Here is an 18,525-nt window from a genome sequence, read left to right as displayed (position 1 = left end):
AGGCAATGTTTATATGGGGCGTTATAGTTAAAATTAATGATAAATATATCTATATTAATCATATATTTGAAATGGCTTCTTGAAGTATCTTCCAGATAACCTCTTTGCTTTGACTGGCATCAATCAAATGAAATCTGGCTGCATCATCTTGGGCGCGACGCAAGTATTCAAGTCTGACCTTCTCAAAAAAATCAGTATTCAATTGTTCAAACTTGTCTGGATCGCGAGCAGCACTGCGACGAGATTCTGCAGTTTCACTTGGCAGGTCAAATAAGAAAGTCAGATCCGGTTGCAGAACATAACGCTTCCCCGCCCCATCTCCAGAATCATTGTTAGCCAAACGCATCTGAACCCATACTTCAAGTTCATACAACTTGGCCAAATCCAAGCCTCGACCCCCACCTTGGTAAGCAAAACTGGCATCGGTAAAACGGTCAGAAATCAAAATCTTTCCCTCAGCCAAGGCAGGTTCAATCACCGTGGCCAAATGCTCCCTACGGGCGGCAAACATCAGCAAAGCCTCAGTTTCAAGATGCATGGGGTGATGCAAGAGAATCTCTCGCAGCTTTTCACCTAAAGCAGTACCGCCCGGCTCACGGGTCAGAACAATCTCATGCTTGGGGTATTTTTTAACCAACTCATCGGCAAATGCCTGAATGTGGGTACTTTTTCCAGCCCCATCAATGCCTTCAAAGGAAATGAATAAGCCTGGCGCATTGTTGGATTGAGTGAAAAGAGACATGGGCAAATAGGGTCTGATCGTGAGGATGGTTGACTGGTCGATTACTTTTTTAACTGATACTTTCTAACAGCTTCATTATGCGCTACCAGGGTCTCTGAAAATGCGCTTCTGCCATCCCCCTTGGAAACAAAGTAAATGGCTTTTGAGCTGCTTGGCTGAGCTGCGACTATTAAAGAGTTTTTGCCCGGCATTGCAATCGGGGTGGGCGGTAAACCATAGCGTGTATAAGAATTGTACGGACCGTCTTTTAAGAGGTCTTTTTTTCTGAGGTTGCCATCAAAGGATGAGCCCAAGCCATAAATGATGGTGGGATCAGTTTGCAGCTTCATGCCTATTTTCATGCGGTTATTGAATACGGCTGACACCAAACCACGATCATCCGGGTGGCCAGTCTCTTTTTCGATGATTGAGGCCAACTTCAAAAGATCATAAGGTGACTTTACGGGTGAGCCCTCATGGCGCTTGCTCCAAGCATCATTCAAATGATCTTGCATGGCTCGGTATGCCTTTTGGTAGATTGATGTATCGGTATCACCGGGCTCATACACATATGTATTTGGGAAAAACAAACCCTCAGGATGAGCTTCTTTGGCCTCAAGCTTACTCAGCAGCTGTTTGCTTGACCAAGCCTTGGCCTCCTTTTTTAGTTCAGGCTGGGCATCAATGGCTGCCTTGAATTGCGCAAAGGTCCACCCTTCAACCAATGTCACGCCAAGTTTGACGCTATCTCCCCTGGCCATTTGAGCAAGGACAGATGCCAAGCTAGCGCCCTTAGGGAAGTCATAAACGCCGGCCTTCAAATTTTTTGCCAAGAAAAGAGATCTGGCCACCAATTGAACACGCCAAACAGATACATCAAGACCTTGGGCGGCCATTTGATTGGCAACGCTGGTCACATTGGATTTGGGCTTAATTTTGACTCTGACAACATCCTGAGTGGTGCTTTGCAGGGCACTATTTGGAACTGCAGGCGCCATGAAAGCCACATAAGAAATCATAAGCACAAGGACCAAACCACCTATCAGGGTTAGCTTGAGTAAAAACTTAATAAAATTAGGTATATAAACAAAGTTCATAGAGCTATATGATAAAAGCTTATTGATGACGACAACTAAAAAACCCTAATATGGCGCACACCAGTAATAACAACTCAAATACCTGCTTCACACCACTCAAAGACTGGTCTTGTATCAGTGTGATTGGGCCGGACGCTGTGGATTTTTTACAAAATCAACTCACCAACAGTGTTAAATCCATAGCGAATACTCCAGCAGCTTCAATCGCTACCCCTCATCAACAAAATCGCTTTGCTGGTTATTGTTCTGCCAAGGGTCGTTTGATGGCGAGTTTTTGGATCACTCGCCAAGATACTTCTGTGGGCGACGCGAATGTTGAAGCTACAGAATCACAGCCCGCTTTTTATTTATTCATCTCAAAAGACTTGGCAGCTACTTTGGCCAAACGCTTGAGCATGTTTGTCTTGCGCTCGAAGGTCAAGGTACTTGATTTAACAGAATCAATTGATATCTATGGTTACGCTGCAGAAACGAATGAGTCCAAGGATGATCTAGCCAAAATGGTTGGTATGTCAGGGATCATCACTGCTGAACTACCGGCCGTTAGCATCAACCAAGTACAAACCAAACGATACCTTTTGGCTGTACCGAAAACTCAGGCCATGGGGGATGTTCAAGATGCAGCTCTTCAAGCCTGGAATTGGCTAGAGATCCAAAGTGCCATCCCAAGAATCACTCAAGCAACCTTTGAGCAATTTGTGCCACAAATGATCAATATGGAATCTTTGAAGGGTATTGATTTTCAGAAAGGCTGTTACCCAGGTCAAGAAGTTGTGGCCAGAAGCCAGTACCGCGGCACGATCAAACGTCGCTTGCAAGTAGCTCATCTGAACCATTCTGAGGCGATTTTGCCAGGCGCTGAAATTTTCGACAGTGATGATCCATCTCAACCCTGCGGTATGGTTGTTTTGGCAGCGCTTCATCCTTTGGTCAATGACCGCATGGATGTCCAGGTGGAGTGCAAATTAGAAGCGCTTCAGTCCGGGTCTGTGCATTTAGGTTCAGCCACTGGTCCTGCCCTGAGCTTCGCAGCATTGCCCTATCCTTTGATTGAGATATAAGTTAAAGCGATAGCATGTGTTTAGTTCTGACCTCATGGCAATCGCACCCAGACTACCCTTTGGTGGTCTTAGCCAATCGCGATGAGTTTTATGAACGAGCCACAGATGCCATGCATTGGTGGCAAGATCATCCTCATATTTTGGCTGGGCGAGATCTTGCTGATGTCAAAGGACAAGCCGGTACCTGGATGGGCTTCAGTAAAACAGGTCGATTTGCAGCGCTTACCAATGTTCGAGCGCCCAGTGAAAAAAATCCTGATACTCCAACCCGCGGAGAAATCACCGCCAGCTTTTTAAAAAGTGATCAAGCCCCTGCCCAGTTCATCACATCTCAAGGCCCGAGCTTTGCTCGTTACAACGGCTTTAATTTGCTTGCAACGGACTTATCAAAAGAAACGCCTTCTTTGGTTTGGTTCAGCAACCGAGTGCAAATGGGTCAATCTTTGCGCCCCAGAAAAACCATGAACCCTCAAGCACTGACGCCTGGCATTTATGGTTTATCCAATGGCATGCTTGATACACCTTGGCCAAAGGTTCAACACCGCGTGGGTGCCTTTGCTCAATTATTAGCGATGGACACAGGGCAATTTAAACGCGCTGAACACTATTTGCGCATTATGGAAGACATGACCCAAGCTCAGGATGAGTACTTACCTCAAACCGGGGTTTCTTATGAATGGGAAAAAGTACTGTCTTCAGCCTTCATCAGAACCCCTAACTACGGCACACGATCCAGTTCATTGATTCGAGTGCGCAAAGATGGTCACTTTGAAGTGATAGAAAAGCGTTTCGACGCTGATAAAGAGATTGGCACCCAACAATTTGAGGGGCGCCTTGAAAACTTTTTAAGCACCCGGGTTTAGTGACTCACGCTAAATCAATGCCCTGCACCAACTGATAGCCGTATTTATAGAGCGCCTTGATGGTCACACCTTCAGCACCAGCTTCTGCCATCTTTTTACGTAAACGCACAATCTGAACTTCTAAAGTAGCTTTTGGCGTATTGGATGTATTGCTGCTGACTTGATTAAGTAACGATTCAAAATCCAAACGCTGCTGATCTGCTTGCAGCAAGGCTAACAAAATGTCCAAATCGATCTTACTCAAAGAAACGGTTTGAGACCCTTTCAAAGTGGCATTTTTCTCATTCAAGATCAAGTTGCCACCAAGATCTTTGTATCTCAAAATACGTTTAGACAAGCTAGAGACTGCCGCCTGCAATTCAGTGATAGCAATCGGCTTAGGCAGATAAATATCAGCGCCCGCTTCATACCCTTGGATCTTATCCATCTCAGAGGATCTGGCAGTGATCATGATGATGAAGGTATCGGGATAACTTTCTTTGATTCTCTTAGCAATGCTGAGGCCATCCTCGCCAGGAAGATTCAAATCCAAAATCAATAGTTCAAAAATGGTTTTGCTTGATGCCGCATCAAGCTCATAAGCATCACGAAATCCTTGTGCGAGATAACCCTTCTCCAACAGGGCATCAAGCAACATTTCACGGAGCACATCGTGGTCTTCAACCACGGCGATATTTATTTTGGAAGGCATAAGATGAATTTTACCCAACCACTCTTCGGTTGATAGGTGATTGAACCATTCAGCATCTCCGCTAGGGCTTTCACTAAGTAAAGACCAAGCCCAGACCCACTGATATGGTGGGCGTTTGAACTGCGATAAAACTTATCAAAGACCACATCACTGGCAGGCATCCCGGCAATATTGGGCAAATTACTGATGGTCATGATGACTTGTTCGTCACTTTTTTTGAATTCAATCGAAATGACGCTTTCCTCTTTTGAATACTTCAAAGCGTTTTCAATCAAATTACCTAGAATGATTTGAACCAAAAATGAATCAGACTGAATTTTTAAATCAGACGGCATGTCTAACTCAAAACGATGGGCCTGCTCTCCTAATAATGACTGAAGCAACTCACCAAGGTTCACCTCTGTTTTTTGTATCTCATAAGACCCCTGATCCAAGCGACTCATTTGCACGGAACGATCAATGATTTGATTTAAGTCGGTGATGGCTTTATTGGCATGCGATTCATAGCGATTGTTTTTCAAACCTGAATCAACTGCCAACTTGATGACCGCCAAAGGTGTTTTTAACTCATGAGACAACATGGCCATGAACTTCGACTGTCGTTCATTCTCTGCTCGCTGGGAAGCAATTTCTTGATTAGAAATCAAGGCACGCTTCTCTAATTCAATCAACTGTCTCTCTTGATAGCGCAAATCAGACACAAGCAAAATGAACATCAAAATTGAAAATGCAAAGCCATTGAGCAGGCTGGCATACAGACTGATCTCAACGCCATTGATCAAGCCCAAAGGAGGTGCTACAGCAAATAAAATACTGAACACCAAAGCAGAGTAAACAAAAGCTACCGCCGGCCCATTTGGGATCTTTGGCTTCTTCACGTAAATAAACAATGCCACATAAGCAAAAATCAAGGTGCATGGCATCATCAATAGCAAAGATGAAGACAATGCAAATTGACGGTCATAGAACAAATAAATTGCATACAAAGATAAATACAGAACAGTCACAAAATTGAAGGTGCGATTAATAATTTTTTGATTTAGTAAATTTTTAAGCAAGCTGCGATGGAATAAAACGCCCGTGAAAATATGGGTGATTACAAAAATGCCGAATAACAAGTCCATGACCAAGGGATGATTAGGCAAAATGAAACGCGGCATATAGCCAGTGAATGAGCTCACGTAAATCAATTCGGCAAATTCAAAAAGGGCAAAGAGGCGCCAATGGATTTGCTTGCTCAACCAACCAATCGTGGTTGAAATCAACATCAAAATAATCAATGAGCCAAAATAAATCCCCAGTAAAGTGTCTCGTCGACCCTCAAGTTGAGAGAAATGCTTTTGTGTCACAACTTCCAAACTCATCAAACTGGTGCTGGTGGTTTGAAGTCTTAAGTAAAAGACATCCTCAGCCTGTGGGTGAAGATTAAAACTCAGGGCTGTGTTTTGGTTGTCTCGATCAGCAAAGGGATAGCGATCGCCCGTGCTTGAACTCACCCACCGCTGCCCCACTCGTTGATACAAAGTCACATCATCCAAATACGTTGGCAAGATCCGCAAGACCAAATCCTCTTTATTTGGTATGGCTCGCTTAACTTCTGAAGCTGCTTTCTTATATGAGACTTTGATCCAAATGGGGTGCTTGGAATAGCCTTTGGCTAATAGATGCTGAAATGGCTCAAAAGGTGATTGCGTGACCTGCTCGATCACCGCTTGACCTGATTGATCAATCCAATGAGCTTGGCTCTGGATAAGGTTGATGCCCTGAATGGCTGATGCATGCCAGCTGATCAAGCCAAGCCATACCAGGGCAACGAATTTACTCAAACGCATTATTTTTCTTCTTTGGAAGCTCGTTTTGATGGCAATTCTTTAAAGTACTTGAAAGTGGCGCTGCCCATACAGCAGATACGATCACGTTCATCGTAGAGCTTGGCTTCTACAAACGCCATGGTCGGTGTTGCATGAACTGTTTTGGCTGCTACTCGCACAATGCCCTGAGCAGCTTGCATGAAATTAGCCTTCAATTCGATGGTGACCACACCGCGACCAGCCTCATCAGAAGCTCTGGCAGCGACAGCCATGCCCACATCCATCAAGGTCAATAAAACACCGCCATGGGCCACTTCCCAACTATTGTTGTGCTCAGGCTTTAAGGACAGCAGCACTTCGCCCTCACCTAGTTCTGCGCGCAGACAGCGCACACCCAGTAGTTTTAAGAAGGGAACATCCAGTTCCACGCCCAGCTCTTTGAGTTGTTTTTGATCCATGCCCATATATTAATCGGGGTTATCCAGGGCTTACAGATCTTTTCTGCAAATATTTCAAAAGCTACCTAGAATGAGGCATTAGAAAAAATAACACTTATGTCCTTTCATTTACCTGCCAGTGACTCTTTAGCCCTGGTTCAAAACCTCCAACCAACCCCTATTCCAGACCCATATTGGGTTGGTTTCTCTGAGAGTGTTGCCAAGAGTCTTGGTTTGCCTACCCAAGACGGTTTACCAAAGGATTCAGCTTGGCTTCAAGTTTTGGCCGGTAATCAAACGCAGGTTGGCCAGTATGCCTTTAGTCCCTATGCCACTGCCTACAGTGGCCATCAGTTTGGAGTTTGGGCTGGTCAATTGGGCGATGGTCGCGCGATCTACCTGGGCGATGTGAATGGCCAAGAGCTTCAGTTAAAAGGGGCTGGCAAAACAGCTTATTCAAGAATGGGCGATGGCCGAGCCGTTTTGCGCTCATCCATCCGAGAGTTTTTATGCAGTGAAGCCATGCACGCTTTGGGCGTACCAACTTCACGCGCTTTGGCGGTGGTTGGTTCAGACATGCCCGTGTTTCGTGAGACCAGAGAAACCGCGGCTGTTTGTGCACGAGTAGCGCCCAGCTTTTTACGCATTGGCCACATTGAGCACTATGGCCAGAATCACATGCATGAAGAATTGCGCCTGACCCTCAATCATTTGATTGAGCATCACTACCCGGATTACGCTAACAGTCCCACGCCCTATTTGAGTATCTTAGAACAGATAGCATTGCGTACGGCTCGCATGGTCGCCCAATGGCAATCCTTGGGCTTTTGTCATGGAGTTCTTAATACAGACAACACCAGTTTGTTGGGTCTGACATTGGACTATGGTCCCTTCGGATTTTTAGATACTTTTCAGATAGATCACATTTGTAATCACTCTGATCACGGTGGTCGTTATGCTTATCACCGCCAAGCCGAAGTCTTGCATTGGAATCTATATTGTTTGGCCAGCGCCATGCTCGAGACCTTACAAGAAGAACTGCAGTCAGCATTGGGCCTAGACCATGAGGCGTCGATTGAAAAAATCAAAGATACCTTGGATCATTACAACCGTGAGTACGCCAACCATTGGCAAAGCTTGTTCAGGCAAAAATTAGGTTTAAGCATCCAACATCAAGAAGACGTGGCTTTACTCGAAGAACTCTTGCAAGGACTGCATCACAATCAACTTGATTACACCCTGTTCTTTAGAAATCTTTCTGAAGGCCAAGATGCACCAAAATCATTAGAGACTTGGAATAAGAAATACCAGGAGCGCTTGAGCCTTGAAAAGCAATCAGTGGACCAACGCTTAGAACAGATGTGCCGCATCAATCCCAAGTATGTTTTGCGTAATCATTTGGCGCAAAACGCGATTGAATTGGCACAAAAGAAAGATTTCTCTGAAGTTGCGCGTTTATTGAAGATTCTAGAAAACCCCTATGAATCTCAAGCTGTGTCTGAAGACTACGCCATGGGCCCTCCTCCTGAATTAGCCCATGTGGCCATCAGTTGTTCTTCATAGGATTTTCAACGCTTTCCGCACATTACTTCTCTGACAATCACTCGTACAATCAAGCCATGAAGAAAACTGATCAAGAGTACCAAGCCACACTCAGTGACATTGAGTACCGCGTCACACGCCAAGCAGCCACAGAACATCCTTTCAGTGGTCGTTATTGGGATCATTGGGATGCTGGAAAGTATGAGTGTGTTTGCTGTGGCACACCTTTGTTTGCCTCAGATACCAAGTTTGATGCTGGTTGTGGTTGGCCCAGTTACTTTCAGCCTCTAGAAGCAGATGTGATTGCAGAACACAAGGACATGACGCATGGCATGATCCGCACGGAAGTCCGCTGTAAGAACTGTGACGCTCATTTAGGGCATGTGTTCGAGGACGGTCCTGCCCCAACTGGATTAAGGTACTGCATCAACTCAGCTTCGTTAAAATTCAAGGATGAGGCTTGATCAGGGTTTCCTGACTCGTCGCACCTTTAGAAATGATTCTTAGAATTAATAGTTGAAAAGTGATTTATGAAATTTTTATTTGATTTACTGCCGGTTATTTTGTTTTTCGTCGCATTCAAGATGGCGGACATTTATGTCGCCACTGCTGTGGCCATCATTGCCACGATTGCTCAAATTGGCTGGTTAGGTTTGAAATACCGCAAAGTTGAACCCATGCAATGGGCCAGCTTGGGTCTGATTGTGGTCTTTGGTGGTTTAACCATCGGTTTGCAAGACAAAACCTTCATTCAATGGAAGCCAACCATTTTGTATTGGTTGTTTGCAGTGGGTCTCTGGGCCAGCGTGACTTTCTGGAACAAGAATTTGATTCAGGTCGCCATGGGCAAACAAATACGCTTCAAGCCTGAAGCTGATCAACAACTTTGGCCTCAATTGAATGTGGCTTGGAGTTTGTTCTTTTTGTTCATGGGTTTACTGAACTTATATGTGGCTTATCAATTTGATGAAGCCACTTGGGTGAACTTTAAGTTATTCGGCGGCATGGGTCTTTTGTTTGCCTTTGTGGTGGCCCAAGGCTTTTGGTTGAATAAGTTCATTGATCATGAGGAAGCTTGAGCCATGAGCACTTCTAGCTCTGGTAGCCGCAATGGCCGTATCGAGAAATATGAGCTTGCACTCAAGCAAGCCTTACCGATTGATTCATTAAAGATTGAAGATGAAAGCCATTTGCATGCTGGTCATGTGGGCGCTCAAGGAGGTGCTGGACATTACCGCATCTTCATCAAGACCCCTGCCTTCAACGGTTTGACCCGGGTGCAGCAACATCGCCTCGTGTATGATGCTTTATCGGCTTGGATGCCAGATGAGATCCATGCTTTAGCGATTGTGATTCAGTAGTTATGTAGTAATTAATTGGCTTTTTTAACTTATTCAGAATATCTAAAACATCATGAAGAAATTACTCCCAACTTTGGCCCTTTCAATGGCTGCCACCATGACCTTCACTGGCGCTTTGAGCACTCCTGCTTTCGCACAAAATGCGGCTGTTGTAAATGGCAAAGCCATTCCAAAAGCAAAGTTAGATAAATTGATTGCTAATTCTGGTCAAGGAACCAATCCAGAGTTGCGTGAGCGTGCACGCGATATGTTGATCACCCGTGAGTTGATCAATCAAGAAGCCATCAAACGTGGCTTATTGACGAATGACAACATCCAAGAACAGTTAGAACAAGCTCGCTTGAATATCTTGGTGGGTGCGGTATTTGAAGATTACATCGCCCGTGATGGCGTATCTGATGCTGAACTAAAAGCTTCTTACGATCAGATCAAGACCCAATTTGAAGGTACTGAATACAGAGTTCGCCATATTTTGGTTGAAAAAGAAGCTGATGCCAAAGCCTTGATCGTAAAAATCAAAGCCGGTGAAAAGTTTGAAGATTTGGCCAAAGCCAGCTCTAAAGATCCTGGTTCTGCCGTGAACGGTGGCGACTTGGATTGGATGACGCCACAAGCCTTGGTACCAGAGTTTTCTAAAGCGATGGTGGCTTTGCAAAAGGGCCAGATGACTGAGAAACCTGTGAAGTCACAATTTGGCTTCCATGTGATTCGTGTAGATGATATCCGCCAAGCCAAAGTTCCTGATATGGCTGAACTAAAGCCTCAATTGATTCAGATGATGAGTCAAGATCAAAATTGGCAACGCACCAAGTTTGATGAAATGCTCAAAAGACTTAAAACTAAAGCAAAGATTCAATAAGCCCCAGGCTATACAGTTATTTAGTTAAAGCCCTACTACCGTAATAAAAAAGTACAAAGCCATCTTTTTAAAATAAGATGGCTTTTTTACTTGAATCATTTGAAAGAAGTTTGTCATGAGCTTGCACCGTCAATTACAAGAATTAGCTGCTAATAACAAAAGTATCAAAGTCGGTTTGATTGGTGCTGGCAAATTTGGTTCAATGTATTTATCGCAGATACCAACAACACCAGGCGTGCAATTGGTGGGCATCGCCGATTTATCTCCTGCAGGCGTTAAAAAGAATCTGGAGCGCGTGGGTTGGCAAGATGAACAATCCAACGCAAGATCTTTAGATGATGCAATCAAGACAGGCCAAACTCATATTTCTGAAGACTGGCAAGCATTGGTGTCTCATCCTGCCATTAATGTGATTGTTGAATGCACGGGACATCCAATTGCTGCGGTTGATCATTGCCTATTAGCCTTTGCCAACGGTAAGCATGTTGTGAACGTGACCGTTGAAGCTGATGCGTTTTGTGGTCCTTTATTGGCCCAGAAAGCCAAAGAAGCTGGGGTTGTTTATTCATTAGCGTTTGGTGATCAACCAGCTTTGATCTGTGACTTGGTCGATTGGGCCAGAACCTGTGGCTTCCCGGTGGTGGCTGCTGGTCGTGGGCATAAATGGTTGCCGCATTTTTCAGAATCCACTCCAGAAACTGTTTGGGGTAATTATGGTTTAACACCTGAGCAAGCCAGTCGTGGTGGTCTCAATCCAAAGATGTTCAATAGTTTCCTGGATGGCTCAAAGCCATCGATTGAAAGCACGGCTGTGGCCAATGCCACAGGACTATCAGTGCCTAGTAATGGCCTGCTCTACCCACCTGCAAGCGTTGAAGATATTCCATTTGTCACACGTCCGATTTCTGAAGGTGGCGTGCTCGAGAAAAAAGGCATGGTGGAAGTGATCTCTTCATTAGAAGCCAATGGCAGAAAAATCCCTTATGACATCCGCATGGGTGTTTGGGTCACTGTTGAAGCAGAAACCGATTACATCAAGAATTGCTTTGAAGAATACAACGCGCACACTGATCCAAGTGGCAGGTATTTCACTTTGTACAAGCGTTGGCATTTGATTGGTTTAGAAGTAGGTATATCAGTGGCCAGCGTTGCCTTGCGCAAAGAAGCCACGGGTGTGGCTCATTGTTGGAATGCCGATGTGGTCGCCACCGCTAAACGTGATCTCAAACCTGGTGAACTATTGGATGGCGAAGGTGGTTATACCGTTTGGGGCAAGCTGTTGCCAGCAACCAAGTCTGTAGCGATGGGCGGTCTTCCCTTAGGCTTGGCTCATGACATCAAGGTTGTTCGCCCAGTCAAAAAAGGTCAATCACTATGTTGGGATGATGTGGCGGTGGATACCAATACCCACGCTTATAAGATCAGACAAGAGTTAGAAACGAAGTTCAAGTAACACTTTTACTTGAGCTTAAAAATCAATAGTGATTAAGTTCAGCTAGAGCTCGTATCTAGAAAATCGCCTTCTTCTAGACCAAGATAACGCCCTACTTTTTTTGCCACTTGTACTTTGTGATGGGCAGAAAAGAAATTAGAGGTCTCGCCATTTTCTAATTGAATGATGTGCTTAGCGACCAAGGCACATTCTTTTGCCAACTCAGCTTCAGTGAGATTTTTTTCAGTACGGGCTTTTTTTAGACTATCACCATCGATGATTGGTAATGGCTGAGTGTGTTGTGGCAGGAGCATTTTATTTTTTGAATGGATATGTGATTTGGCTCAATAAGTCTTTGGCTTCAGTGACTTCTTCAATTTGTCCAGTGTTTTCAATTTTCTTGACCATGAGCCCCAAGATTTCAGCACCATGTTCAATGCCTAGTAAGCCATAGTGAATATCACCTTTGACCTTGGATGTTTCATGGAGTTCGCATTTTTCACGGGCATAGATGTTTCCATCGACTTGGCCGTTAACCAGCACTCGATGTGCTCTAACATCACCATGAACCAAACCAGTGTGACCAATCGCAACAGTGGCTTGATTATCTAGAGGTGATTCAATTGATCCTTCGATCGTTCCATCCAATCGAATGCTTTTATTCACCACCATGCGACCTTCAATTCTGGTGGCAGAACCAATCAATGTATCAAAGGACTCTAAAGAGTCCGATGAATTCATTTTTTTTGTTTTATTGAATAGCCCCAAAATTTGTCCTCGATACCATCATTTTTAATGAAGTATCAACAATGTAGGGCTTTGTAGGATTTTTAGCAATTAGCTATAGAGTCAATTAAATCAATAGCTTATGACGCTATGCAGCAAGCTTATAGTTATTAGAATTAAATGAGACATAACAGAAGCAAAACTTGCGAATCACTTCTTACTAGCCGGCACACTCACAAAAGACATCTTGGTCACGCCATTGGCTTGAGCAATGGCCATGATCTCTGCGACACGACCATAAGGAACTGCTTTATCAGCACTCACCTGAAGCTGAAACTGAGGCGTCGATGACTTGTCCTTTAAAAGCTGACCCAGATCCCTATCGGATACTTGCTGCCCCTCCAGAGAAATTTGCCCATTAGCTTCAACGATGAGTTGAGCATTCTTAGCATTATCTTGTTGAGATACCGCCTGAGTTTTAGGTAAATTGACCTTCATAGACTGGGGCACAATCATGGGTGCCGTCACAATGAAGATGATTAGTAGAACCAACATCACGTCCACCAAGGGCGTGACGTTCAGTTCAGCCATCATTGCATCATCAGAACCGTTTTTTGTTTGCATGAGTGCCTCTATTTTTTATTAGATGATTCACGAGTGGCGAGTCTTAAAAAATCTTCAGTAAAGCCATCTAACTCGGTAACCCAAATCTTCATTTTGCGTAGAAAGTAGTTATAGAACAAAACAGCTGGCAAAGCGGCTGCAATACCAATCGCAGTAGCAATCAAGGCTTCACCAATTGGACCAGCCACAACGTCAATACTGGCTTGACCTGTGGCGCTGATGGTTTGCATGGCATTCATAATGCCCCAAACTGTTCCGAATAAACCTATGAACGGTGCTGTTGAACCGATTGAAGCCAATTCAGCTAGACCACGTTCGTGACGACGTAAGATTCTTTGAATTTCTTGACGCATTGGTCGATCTAGCACTTCTTGTACATCGCCAGCAAATTTAAGACTACCAGGATTACTGATGTATTCATTGAATTCTTTGAATCCTAGCTTAGCTAATGCGGCCACATCACCTTGATGTTCGAACGTAACTGCTTCACCCGCTTTCCAATCTTTTGCAGACCAAAATGACTGGGTAAAGTTAGTTGTCTCAAGAGCAACTTTTTTAAGTTGTTTGATTTTGATGATGGCAATCGACCAAGTGGCAATTGACAATGCAACCAATATGGCTAAAACAGAATGAACAATGAATGAGTCCATGATTTCCTTTTTTACTTTTAACGATTTTTTAAACTGAATGTGATTGGAATGCGAACTGCCTGGGTCACAATGACCCCATCTTTTCTTGCTGGAGTGAATCTCCATTTCTTCACGGTTTCCAAAGCTGATTTATCGAGCATTTCATTGCCACTACTTTCAAGTATTTGCACTGAGCCAGACTGGCCATTCGGCAATACCTCAGCGATCAAAATCACTTTACCTTCCGCCCTTAATCTAAATGCCAATGGCGGATAAGGTGGCTTGGGATTTTGCAAATAAGAAGCTTTGTAATCAGCATCGACAGTTGGGGCTGATGCTGGACCACCTGATGCACTAGCTACAGGTGGAGGTGCCGCACTGGTTGTTTGTGGCTGTGATTTAGTAACAGGACTTGCGGGATCTTGAGCCAGCGGCTGAGCAGCTTCCTTCGGAGGGGTTTTAGGTGCTGCTGGAGGTGTTGGCTTTGCCACATTGGCTGGACCACTAGAAGCTGCGGGTGCAGCCCCAATCTCAATTGTGATGTCAGGCTTTTTAATCACTTTAAAACTAGGTAAACCAAAGATAGCAATCAAGAAAACAAAGGCGTGAATACCAACCACCACACCAAGAATTCTTTGGACATCCTTATTCTTAATGGAAAAAGAAATAACTGCCCCACCATTCCCTAAATGGTTAATTGAACTAGTTGATAAAGCATATGACATATATAAATTATAGGTAATTTACTTATGCTGAATATAAGTATTAGCCATTAAATTGGTAACTTACAGTTATCGTCCGTCTTGACATCACATTTCGCAGCATCACCGGCATCTTCCATGTTTCCAACATCAACGGATCCAACAACTCCATCATTTAAATCAAGATCTGAAGGTCTGTCAGATAAACTGTTTTTAATATTAGCAAGAAGATTAAAGCTAGAAGTATCTGTAGCTACAGGTCGCTCATAGGCTACAGGTTGAGTGCTAGATTTGAACTCACCATTACCCTGCCCCAACAAACCTGTAATTGATCCACCAGGAGTGTCATCCCTAACAATTAGAGAGCCACTTCGTGCATAGACGCCGCCATCACTGACTGGAGGGGCAATGTTGAATACCACATTACCAGTATCGCTTGTAATAAACATTGTCTGATTAGCAGTCCCATCGCCAAGAACTAAAGAGCTTGCAGAATGCGTCTGATTACCAGTTGTTGCAATCGTATCTTGAATCATCAATGTTCCTGAACGACGGAATGGATCAGGATCAACCTCAACCTTACCAGCAATATCTATTGGATTTCTCACGCCAATCAATGTCTCAACACTTAAAAGCTTCTTAGCTCCACCAACAATATCTTGATAATCTACAAATGGCTTAGGATCATTAGCACTTGGCAAACTATTTGAAATGGCTTTTGAAATCAATGTATGACGACCCTCAACAGCATCATCCACAGTCGATGCGAAGGTAATGGATGGGTCTAAAGAAATCAAACTTCTTGTTAAACCATTAGTTCCGTTATCACCAACGATGACAGCCGATCCATAACGCTGCGATCCAGCAGTCAGAATATCCGCATTGATGCGAATAGTACCTAATAGATTTACTGGATAGAACTCACGGATTACTGGGGAAGTCTCGCTAACTTTTGGCAACTGATTAATCTTTAAGTCATAGAAATACTCGTCATTAGGGCCAAACTTTTTACTCAAATAAGCATTAGCAGAAGTAATAGATTCCAAATCACCACCAATATTCTGATTAATTGTTACGTCTGGAGCGTCAACATACAAAGAAATCTTCTTGGTCTCATCGTTATCAACAGCTTTTACTTGGCCATTGAAGTTAATCAAGCCATTTGTTGAACCGATTCTTCTGACCTTCACTACCTCTGTACCACTAATAAATGTCTCTGGTGCAGAGTACGTATTCTTTAAATTATCAAAAAGTGTTCTTACAGAGAAAATGTCAATTGCTTCATCAACGCCACCATGAATGCTGACTGAGCCATTGTATGTTTGAGATCCGGTGGTGAATACATCGCTCATCAAATTAATGGCGCCATTCACAGTCAAATTACCAGATAAGGTAATGCCTGGCTGAATGGTCAAGTAGCCGCCATTGACATTCAAAGTGCCTGAACCCAATCCAGTTGAGCTTGCAACAACTAATTTTGATGTTCCAGCCACATAAGTACCACCAGTAAATTCGTTGTTACCAGAGAGTGTTAATACACCCACGTTGCTATGAGAAATTGAACCCGTTCCAGATACATTGCTATTAAATGTGAAATCGTTAGCGCCATTAAAGATGATCGAACCATTGTTGACAATATTGCTGTCAACCTGACCAACCAAGGCGCTATCAAAAATCACATTTTTACCAGCGCCGATATTCACTGTTCGAACGTTATTACCATCAGGCAAAGCACCATTGGTCCAATTACTTGAGTTAGACCATCGGCCGTCATTATTATCCCCAACCCATGAAACTGAATCTAGCTGAGTAATTGTTCCGATATTGTTCACAAAGCGGCCATTACTTTGTTGAGTTTGACTATCAATTGGTAATGTGTAGTTTTTGGCATCAAGACCACTCAATGAGACATCAATCGTCACAGATTTATTAACACCAACGTTCTTATTAGCAAATAAACCTGTGGCTGATATTGCCACTTGATCACCAGCTCTAACCTGTGACTGAGCTCTGTTCACATCAATGATTGAATCATTATTGATGTTTGTTGTGCCGTCATAGACCTTAGTCACGCTTTGGATACCCAATGAAGATGCTGAGATCTCTTTTGGCTTGATAGTCAATGAACCAACCAAGGTCAACGCTCTGAAGTTATTACCAAAAGTAGTCACATCTGTTGACGTTAGGTTATAACCACCGACTGAGAGACTTCCAGCGCTACTATAGTCAGTTGCGCTCGCCTGAACTCCAATAGTAAATGCAGCAAAGCTCGCTGAAGAACCATTTGGCACATCTGAAATAGTGATTGGACCGCCATTATTCGTGGTTGGTCCTGAACATGAGCTTGAACCAGTGCAATTTATAACAGCTCTACCACTAGACAAGTATTGAGCAGTGATATTGTAGGCCGGTGTATCACCATACGTAGTTGCTTGAGATTGCGATACTTTCACCAACAAGGTTTGTGCTGGAACAATGGTGTAATCACCATTTCTACGTGAAATACTGTAGTTTCCTAAAGCAAGATTATTTTCAGTATTGGATGTGATGCTAGGAACTAAAACGCCTGTATATGTTCCAGCATCATTGACTGTGGCATTGGACCTCTGAATAGTAAGCGTACTACCTAGGGTTCCAAAGCTCTCACCACCCACAAAGCCATTGATGATGGCACCACCGAAATTACTTGAATCAGCCTGGCCATATAAACGAGCATCATTAACAGCTTGTACAGTTAATGGTGCCTGGGTAATGTTGCTGTTACTACTGCTTGCAATCAAGCCATTGGTGCGGTTGATGACGTAGTTGTTACCATTATTGCCATCATTGATAGTCACCTCAGTCACATTAACCAACTTACCTGTACCAACGTTCTTATCATTTCCAGCGAAGATGATAGTGGCATTGGTAACCTGATCACCACCGACCAAGTTTTGAGACATGCGGCACAAGTCGCTCATGCAATTGCCCTGAGCGTCTCTTGCATTACCTGAAGTTACTGTGTAAGTGTAGCCACCGTCATAGACTTTATTAATGGTTGGGGCTGTGAAATCCACCACCCTTGGTGTCACACTTACTTTTGTATCGCCAACAGCTAAGCTCTCATAGTTACTTAATGAGCTATTGTTTCCATTTGAGATTGTTAAGCCAACCACGTTTGCCAATGCCTGCTCAGTTTGAACATGCTTGGACTGCATAGTTGCGTTACCAGTGACCACAAATGTTTCATTATTTTCGCCAGTAACAGTTAAGTTTGCAGCCTCAAATTCAATTTGTCCGTTATACGCTTTGCTACCAACTACACGTAAGCGAGCTTTATTGATGGTCAAGTTATTGGCTGCGTAGGTAATATCATAGTTAGATGCCTTTGACCCTAATCCCAGAGCGATGGCATATTGACCAACATTATTGCCAGCGGCACGAGTCATTGTTCCGGTGATATCAGCCAAGCTGTCATTTACAGCAACTGTGGCTAAGCTTCCCGATGTTATGGTTGCCGTGAACGTTGGATCATTAGAGCCATAGGTCTTTGCTTTTGCATCAACTGCAAGACTGATTGGTCTTGGTGTGATTGCAAAGTTATTTGAAACTAAGGTGATGTCATAGTTGGTGTTATTGAGAGTGCCTTGAGTGATGGCATAAGTTGAGCCAACATTCTCACCACTTGCTCTGGAAAGTGCACCACTAAATGTATCGTTATTGAATAATCCGCGACCAGATCCATTTGCCTCAACAGCATATGTTAATACTGGGTCAGCATCGCCATAAATCTTAGTCTGACCTGATGTTGCAGTGATATTAATCGGACGAGCTGTGATGCTCAAGCTACCAGACACATAAGTAATGTCATAGTTGCTAGCCAAGAAGCCATCCGTACCGGTGGCTGATGTAGCAACTACCTCACTAGCGTTTGTACCTACGGCACGAGTCGTGCTAGCAGCGTAACCATTGGCGCTGGTCAAAGTCACAG

At 43.8% G+C, this 18,525-nt stretch carries 19 protein-coding genes; 8 read left to right on the top strand and 11 right to left on the bottom strand.

From position 1 onward, the window contains the following. Nucleotides 1-58 precede the first annotated feature (58 nt). A complete protein-coding gene (gene tmk, locus ICE88_RS00095) occupies nt 59-742 on the bottom strand; it encodes a dTMP kinase (RefSeq protein ID WP_216248216.1) in 684 nt (227 codons plus the stop codon). A 41-nt stretch (nt 743-783) separates the two neighbouring features. After that, nucleotides 784-1,818: an endolytic transglycosylase MltG gene (mltG, locus tag ICE88_RS00090; protein WP_216248213.1), complete on the bottom strand. Its 1,035-nt coding sequence runs from the start codon at nt 1,816-1,818 to the stop codon at nt 784-786. Nucleotides 1,819-1,868: 50 nt separating this feature from the next. Between mltG and ICE88_RS00085 the strand changes: the two genes are divergently transcribed. Both ICE88_RS00085 and ICE88_RS00080 read left to right on the top strand, forming a co-directional pair. Continuing rightward, nucleotides 1,869-2,879 carry a folate-binding protein YgfZ gene (locus ICE88_RS00085; protein WP_216248211.1) on the top strand — a complete coding sequence of 337 codons (1,011 nt, stop codon included), beginning with the start codon at nt 1,869-1,871 and terminating at the stop codon, nt 2,877-2,879. Nucleotides 2,880-2,893: 14 nt separating this feature from the next. Further along, on the top strand, nt 2,894-3,742 hold the full coding sequence (locus ICE88_RS00080; RefSeq protein WP_216248209.1) for an NRDE family protein: 849 nt from the start codon (nt 2,894-2,896) through the stop codon (nt 3,740-3,742). Between the two features lie 4 nt (nt 3,743-3,746). On the opposite strand, the gene ICE88_RS00075 is transcribed toward ICE88_RS00080, so the two are convergent. From ICE88_RS00075 to ICE88_RS00065, 3 genes are read right to left on the bottom strand one after another with little or no spacing between them, the layout of a single operon-like run. Next, a complete protein-coding gene (locus ICE88_RS00075; protein ID WP_216248206.1) occupies nt 3,747-4,433 on the bottom strand; it encodes a response regulator transcription factor in 687 nt (228 codons plus the stop codon). Beyond that, a complete protein-coding gene (locus ICE88_RS00070) occupies nt 4,418-6,265 on the bottom strand; it encodes a sensor histidine kinase (protein WP_216248204.1) in 1,848 nt (615 codons plus the stop codon). Before ICE88_RS00070 ends, ICE88_RS00075 begins: the two co-directional genes overlap by 16 nt. Beyond that, nucleotides 6,265-6,702: a PaaI family thioesterase gene (locus ICE88_RS00065; protein ID WP_216248202.1), complete on the bottom strand. Its 438-nt coding sequence runs from the start codon at nt 6,700-6,702 to the stop codon at nt 6,265-6,267. Before ICE88_RS00065 ends, ICE88_RS00070 begins: the two co-directional genes overlap by 1 nt. A gap of 96 nt (nt 6,703-6,798) precedes the next feature. Between ICE88_RS00065 and ICE88_RS00060 the strand changes: the two genes are divergently transcribed. From ICE88_RS00060 to ICE88_RS00035, 6 genes are all read left to right on the top strand, one after another. Beyond that, a complete protein-coding gene (locus ICE88_RS00060) occupies nt 6,799-8,244 on the top strand; it encodes a YdiU family protein (protein WP_216248200.1) in 1,446 nt (481 codons plus the stop codon). A 56-nt stretch (nt 8,245-8,300) separates the two neighbouring features. Continuing rightward, nucleotides 8,301-8,687, top strand: coding sequence for a peptide-methionine (R)-S-oxide reductase MsrB (gene msrB, locus ICE88_RS00055; RefSeq protein ID WP_216248197.1), 387 nt, complete (start codon nt 8,301-8,303; stop codon nt 8,685-8,687). A 66-nt stretch (nt 8,688-8,753) separates the two neighbouring features. Next, complete coding sequence (locus ICE88_RS00050) at nt 8,754-9,302, top strand: septation protein A (RefSeq protein WP_216248195.1); 549 nt, start codon at nt 8,754-8,756, stop codon at nt 9,300-9,302. A gap of 3 nt (nt 9,303-9,305) precedes the next feature. Beyond that, nucleotides 9,306-9,584, top strand: a complete 279-nt coding sequence (locus ICE88_RS00045) for a BolA family transcriptional regulator (protein WP_216248194.1) — start codon at nt 9,306-9,308, stop codon at nt 9,582-9,584. A gap of 52 nt (nt 9,585-9,636) precedes the next feature. Beyond that, the gene (locus tag ICE88_RS00040; RefSeq protein WP_216248192.1) at nt 9,637-10,443 is read left to right on the top strand and encodes a peptidylprolyl isomerase; all 807 of its coding nucleotides are present in this window, start codon (nt 9,637-9,639) and stop codon (nt 10,441-10,443) included. A gap of 115 nt (nt 10,444-10,558) precedes the next feature. Continuing rightward, the gene (locus ICE88_RS00035; RefSeq protein WP_216248189.1) at nt 10,559-11,896 is read left to right on the top strand and encodes an NAD(P)H-dependent oxidoreductase; all 1,338 of its coding nucleotides are present in this window, start codon (nt 10,559-10,561) and stop codon (nt 11,894-11,896) included. A gap of 38 nt (nt 11,897-11,934) precedes the next feature. Here ICE88_RS00035 and ICE88_RS00030 read toward each other — a convergent pair whose 3' ends face one another. The 6 genes from ICE88_RS00030 to ICE88_RS00005 all read right to left on the bottom strand — a co-directional run. Continuing rightward, nucleotides 11,935-12,189 carry a RodZ family helix-turn-helix domain-containing protein gene (locus tag ICE88_RS00030; protein WP_216248187.1) on the bottom strand — a complete coding sequence of 85 codons (255 nt, stop codon included), beginning with the start codon at nt 12,187-12,189 and terminating at the stop codon, nt 11,935-11,937. 1 nt (nt 12,190) lies between these two features. Further along, nucleotides 12,191-12,616, bottom strand: coding sequence for a polymer-forming cytoskeletal protein (locus tag ICE88_RS00025; protein ID WP_216248185.1), 426 nt, complete (start codon nt 12,614-12,616; stop codon nt 12,191-12,193). 195 nt (nt 12,617-12,811) lie between these two features. Beyond that, complete coding sequence (locus tag ICE88_RS00020; RefSeq protein WP_216248183.1) at nt 12,812-13,225, bottom strand: biopolymer transporter ExbD; 414 nt, start codon at nt 13,223-13,225, stop codon at nt 12,812-12,814. An 8-nt stretch (nt 13,226-13,233) separates the two neighbouring features. Beyond that, on the bottom strand, nt 13,234-13,875 hold the full coding sequence (locus ICE88_RS00015) for a MotA/TolQ/ExbB proton channel family protein (protein ID WP_216248180.1): 642 nt from the start codon (nt 13,873-13,875) through the stop codon (nt 13,234-13,236). 17 nt (nt 13,876-13,892) lie between these two features. Beyond that, nucleotides 13,893-14,579: an energy transducer TonB gene (locus ICE88_RS00010; RefSeq protein ID WP_216248179.1), complete on the bottom strand. Its 687-nt coding sequence runs from the start codon at nt 14,577-14,579 to the stop codon at nt 13,893-13,895. Nucleotides 14,580-14,626: 47 nt separating this feature from the next. Next, a partial coding sequence (locus ICE88_RS00005) for an S-layer family protein (protein WP_216248177.1) occupies nt 14,627-18,525 on the bottom strand: 3,899 nt, incomplete at its 5' end.

The organism is Polynucleobacter sp. AM-26B4 (genome assembly GCF_018882285.1).
In the GTDB taxonomy this organism is placed as follows: domain Bacteria; phylum Pseudomonadota; class Gammaproteobacteria; order Burkholderiales; family Burkholderiaceae; genus Polynucleobacter.
This window is presented reverse-complemented; position numbering and strand designations above follow the sequence as displayed.

Bases quoted from the DNA above. Each gene is read 5' to 3' on its own strand.
- ICE88_RS00040 (WP_216248192.1), top strand. From the start codon at position 9,637: ATGAAGAAATTACTCCCAACTTTGGCCCTTTCAATGGCTGCCACCATG.
- ICE88_RS00035 (WP_216248189.1), top strand. From the start codon at position 10,559: ATGAGCTTGCACCGTCAATTACAAGAATTAGCTGCTAATAACAAAAGT.
- ICE88_RS00015 (WP_216248180.1), bottom strand. From the start codon at position 13,875: ATGGACTCATTCATTGTTCATTCTGTTTTAGCCATATTGGTTGCATTG.
- ICE88_RS00030 (WP_216248187.1), bottom strand. From the start codon at position 12,189: ATGCTCCTGCCACAACACACTCAGCCATTACCAATCATCGATGGTGAT.
- ICE88_RS00050 (WP_216248195.1), top strand. From the start codon at position 8,754: ATGAAATTTTTATTTGATTTACTGCCGGTTATTTTGTTTTTCGTCGCA.
- msrB (WP_216248197.1), top strand. From the start codon at position 8,301: ATGAAGAAAACTGATCAAGAGTACCAAGCCACACTCAGTGACATTGAG.
- ICE88_RS00010 (WP_216248179.1), bottom strand. From the start codon at position 14,579: ATGTCATATGCTTTATCAACTAGTTCAATTAACCATTTAGGGAATGGT.
- mltG (WP_216248213.1), bottom strand. From the start codon at position 1,818: ATGAACTTTGTTTATATACCTAATTTTATTAAGTTTTTACTCAAGCTA.
- ICE88_RS00020 (WP_216248183.1), bottom strand. From the start codon at position 13,225: ATGCAAACAAAAAACGGTTCTGATGATGCAATGATGGCTGAACTGAAC.
- ICE88_RS00070 (WP_216248204.1), bottom strand. From the start codon at position 6,265: ATGCGTTTGAGTAAATTCGTTGCCCTGGTATGGCTTGGCTTGATCAGC.
- ICE88_RS00085 (WP_216248211.1), top strand. From the start codon at position 1,869: ATGGCGCACACCAGTAATAACAACTCAAATACCTGCTTCACACCACTC.
- tmk (WP_216248216.1), bottom strand. From the start codon at position 742: ATGTCTCTTTTCACTCAATCCAACAATGCGCCAGGCTTATTCATTTCC.
- ICE88_RS00060 (WP_216248200.1), top strand. From the start codon at position 6,799: ATGTCCTTTCATTTACCTGCCAGTGACTCTTTAGCCCTGGTTCAAAAC.
- ICE88_RS00075 (WP_216248206.1), bottom strand. From the start codon at position 4,433: ATGCCTTCCAAAATAAATATCGCCGTGGTTGAAGACCACGATGTGCTC.
- ICE88_RS00025 (WP_216248185.1), bottom strand. From the start codon at position 12,616: ATGAATTCATCGGACTCTTTAGAGTCCTTTGATACATTGATTGGTTCT.
- ICE88_RS00045 (WP_216248194.1), top strand. From the start codon at position 9,306: ATGAGCACTTCTAGCTCTGGTAGCCGCAATGGCCGTATCGAGAAATAT.
- ICE88_RS00065 (WP_216248202.1), bottom strand. From the start codon at position 6,702: ATGGATCAAAAACAACTCAAAGAGCTGGGCGTGGAACTGGATGTTCCC.
- ICE88_RS00080 (WP_216248209.1), top strand. From the start codon at position 2,894: ATGTGTTTAGTTCTGACCTCATGGCAATCGCACCCAGACTACCCTTTG.